At 51.5% G+C, this 3,435-nt stretch carries 5 protein-coding genes and 1 tRNA gene; 4 read left to right on the forward strand and 2 right to left on the reverse strand.

Annotated elements, in window-relative coordinates; all coding sequences use genetic code 11:
• Positions 1-122 precede the first annotated feature (122 nt).
• Positions 123-518, forward strand: coding sequence for a hypothetical protein (locus tag N1F91_RS30740; protein WP_289997718.1), 396 nt, complete (start codon positions 123-125; stop codon positions 516-518).
• A gap of 411 nt (positions 519-929) precedes the next feature.
• On the opposite strand, the gene N1F91_RS30745 is transcribed toward N1F91_RS30740, so the two are convergent.
• Positions 930-1,010: transfer RNA gene (locus tag N1F91_RS30745), tRNA-Leu, on the reverse strand.
• 10 nt (positions 1,011-1,020) lie between these two features.
• Positions 1,021-1,293, reverse strand: coding sequence for an isoaspartyl peptidase/L-asparaginase (locus tag N1F91_RS30750; RefSeq protein ID WP_289997719.1), 273 nt, complete (start codon positions 1,291-1,293; stop codon positions 1,021-1,023).
• A 166-nt stretch (positions 1,294-1,459) separates the two neighbouring features.
• Here N1F91_RS30750 and N1F91_RS30755 point away from each other — a divergent pair, with 166 nt between their 5' ends.
• Genes N1F91_RS30755 through N1F91_RS30765 form a run of 3 tightly spaced genes read left to right on the forward strand, consistent with a single transcriptional unit; the run spans position 1,460 to position 3,228 of the window.
• Positions 1,460-2,332 carry an STAS domain-containing protein gene (locus N1F91_RS30755; RefSeq protein ID WP_289997720.1) on the forward strand — a complete coding sequence of 291 codons (873 nt, stop codon included), beginning with the start codon at positions 1,460-1,462 and terminating at the stop codon, positions 2,330-2,332.
• Positions 2,319-2,705 carry an STAS-like domain-containing protein gene (locus tag N1F91_RS30760; RefSeq protein ID WP_289997721.1) on the forward strand — a complete coding sequence of 129 codons (387 nt, stop codon included), beginning with the start codon at positions 2,319-2,321 and terminating at the stop codon, positions 2,703-2,705. Before N1F91_RS30755 ends, N1F91_RS30760 begins: the two co-directional genes overlap by 14 nt.
• Complete coding sequence (locus tag N1F91_RS30765) at positions 2,692-3,228, forward strand: hypothetical protein (RefSeq protein WP_289997722.1); 537 nt, start codon at positions 2,692-2,694, stop codon at positions 3,226-3,228. Before N1F91_RS30760 ends, N1F91_RS30765 begins: the two co-directional genes overlap by 14 nt.
• The last annotated feature ends 207 nt before the right edge of the window (positions 3,229-3,435 follow it).

The following is a 3,435-nucleotide window of genomic DNA, read 5'->3' on the forward strand; positions in this document are numbered from 1 at the left end:
CGGAGTTCCGCGAGCGACAGGCCTTCAAGAGAATCAATCGGTGGTAGCGTCACGCAAAGGATGAATCACGACCGGGATCGGCTGAAAACCCCCTCCGCCCGGAAATCTGCCCCGGTTACCCGATGTACGAGAATGCGGTTTTTGATGGCCAGGCCGAGATCACGATGGACGATCTGGAGCCCTTTGTCGAACAGTGCCGTGATCTCAATTTGCAAATTCAGGAGCAATTGGGCTTTACCCTCAACGAGGATATCGCAGAAAAACCAACCAAACAGTTGGGTAAATTCCTCAAAATCATTGGGCTAAAGCTGAAAAACGTTGGCCAGCGTAATCAGGACGGGCGGAGGATATACCGCTACAAAATCGATCCGGAATCCCTCGCTCTCATGAACAAGATCAAGGAGGATCGTCGTCGCCCACCTGCCGATAAACCCGACAACGACAACAACGAGGATTTCGATCTTTCCTACGTTAGCAGTTTTGACGTCGATGACGTTATCGAGGGGATGGGCAGGTAGGTTTCCCGAACAACCGAAGATGGGAAGGGTATCGCGGATCATTCTCCCCTTATCCCGAATACTCTCCCCCCTTCGATGGGATTGGTCAACATCCCGGGCATAGGATAGGGGTAGAGAAGGTTTGGCTAGGTTTAAATGGGTATATGGATCGGCTTGGAAGAAGGAGGATAACTCCGTCGTTTTTATATAAACAGATATTCCTTCACCACACTTATCCTCCTTCTCCCAAACCTCTCTCTATTTTTTTCGAAATCGGGGGAGGGGAGGGATTGATCAACCCACAGCCTTCATCGATTACCACCACCTTCTACCCTCCTCGAAGAGGAGAATGTGGAGCATTTTCTCCCATCCATTTCCCAGCCAAAGCGGAACATGCCCAAAACGGCCTCGCTACCATCACAAAGATAAAACTACCCGCAGCAGGATTCGAACCCACACGCCAAAGGCAGGGAATTTTAAGCTCCCCGTGTCTACCAGTTCCACCATGCGGGTCCAAAATTGGTCAGCCGCTAGCGTTGGCTCGCTTCTCCTTGGCCAATTTCCGCCGGCAGTTGTACCAGTAAGTCAGCGCTCCCTTCTCCGTCAGGGTGGCTCCGGTCTGGAAGGCCTGGACGATCGTCTCCTGCGGCTGATCCTCCAGGAGCCGGTAGATCGCCATCGCTGCGTCAATCTTGGACGAGCCCTGGTCGATCATGGCCCTCCCTTCCGCAATGGCCTTTTCGATCGTCTGCTGGTCCGCCGTCGCCTCTTTCGGTTCCTGCATTTTCTTTGCCATGTCGGGTCTCCTTTTCTCGACTTGGCGGACCGTCCGGCTAAAATCCAGAATGGGCAACAATGGATGAGAGTTCGCCAAGGGCAGGCAGAGAAGCAGTTGTGGGTTTCCTGCGTAGGGTTCAGTTGCGGGTTGGCGCTGGTCACTCACTCCTGCTATGGCGTGTTGTATGGCGCCGATCGAGATCGAACTGGAGGCATGGGAGCTCAGGGCCAATCGCCAGGGTTTCAACGTGCTCAATCGCCTCAGTGCGTCGTTGGCTGATTGTGGTGCCGCCCAGATTGAGATTAATTGCAAGCGGGTGAGCTGGCTCGATAGCCATTTGTGCTCAGCGCTCGCTACAATTTGCGGACCAGCACGTGCCAGGGGCTGCCGAGTCGCGTTCTCAAACCTCCAACCCAACGTGCGCCTGGTGCTCAGTAAAATAGGATTACTAAGCAATAAGGCAGTAGATCTACATCGCACAACTATTCCGCTAACGGCTTTTAAGCTTCACGATGAGGTGGAGTTCGCGAAGTATAGTCGGAGACATTTGGCCAGACCTGAAATGCCAAAAATGACAGATGGTTTGCGCAACAAGGTTTTCGAGGGTATTGATGAGCTTTTTGCAAACAGCTCTTTACATTCGCATTCACCTTTCAAAGTCATAGCTTCCGGTCAATTCTACCCACAGAAGAGACGATTGGCGCTCGCCATCTCTGATGGCGGAATCGGTATAGGAGGGTCACTGGCGGCAGCAGGCCAGCACTTTCGGACCGATGCACTAGCAATCGACTATGCTATGCAGCCCGATACAACATCTCGGCGAGGCTACATTCCGGGCGGATTGGGATTGAATGTGTTACGCCAGTTCATTGGGGGGAACGGCGGTAAGCTGACAGTCGTGTCAGGTCGAGGATTTTGGCAGCAGGATGCGGATCGGGTCGTCAAGTCAGAGTTGCACGAGAAGTTTCCAGGCACTGCCGTAATTGTTGAGATCAATACCGGCGATCGCCGCTCCTATAGGATGCAGAGCTCGCCAAGTCCGAATGATGTTTGGTGAAGATATGAAGAAAATACGAGTTTCAATAGTGCAGATCGTCGGGGGCGGTATATGTGTCTCAGCTATAGATGGACAGAAAGTGTACGAGGTTATCTATTCGATCGTCAAAGGAGGGGATCGTGTAGAGCTCTCATTTTCTAGCGTGACACGAATGACGACTGCCTTTCTGAATGCGGCGGTTGGCCAATTGTATGGGGAATTCCCTGAAGAACTCGTGAAGAATCGCCTGGCTGCACCCGTCGATTTCGAGCCGTGGCATTTGCAGCGGCTGAAGTTGGTCACCGATCGAGCCAAGCTGTATTTCGCAGATCATGAGCGGGTAAAGGGTGTGTTCAATGGAATGACGGGGCAAGTTGACGATGACGATATTTGATGCTCGCAACGGAATCCCGTTTTCAGGGCGAAGCATTATGTTCGATACAAATGTTTGGTTAGCGATTGATGGCGGTATAATAGATGAACGAATGGCGCCATACAGCGATTTTTACTCGCAAGCTCGCAAGACTGACAACAAAGTAATAGTAAATGATGTAATATTAGGAGAATTTTTTAACAGAGCATGTCGAATGCAGTATGAACTGTGTTATCCTGAGGACCTCAGTAGGCGGAATTTTAAAATTGTCCGTTCGAAACCGGAGTTTGCTGAATTTATGGATAGCGTCCGAGATACGTGTTTAAATATGCTTGAAGATTGCGTTTATGAGCCGGCGTTCATTCAGCAAAGTGACTTGGCTTCACTTCTGAAGGAGGCTGGTACTGGTACCATCGACTTTTCAGACATTGCCGTAAGAGAGCATTGCAGGCGCAACAATTATGCAATTGTTTCGCACGATGCGGATTTCGCAAATTGCGGTCTGGACCTTATCACGGCAAATCCACGTGTGCTCAGACGATAGAGGGTCGCGTCACGCGAGATGCCGTAGTCTCCCGTAGCCACTTGCCAAAACGCCAACCGCGTTGCGTATCGAGGTACGCACGAAAGCTAGCCCGTCTTATTCATGACGGCGTTTTCTCAAGGCTGGCGGATGTAGCATAAGCGGTTGATTTGGCGTAGGATTCGGTTGCTTAGGCCAATCCTGCCGACAACATCGCGCGAGCCACAC

Source organism: Aquibium sp. ELW1220, assembly GCF_030398385.1.
Lineage (GTDB): Bacteria > Pseudomonadota > Alphaproteobacteria > Rhizobiales > Rhizobiaceae > Aquibium.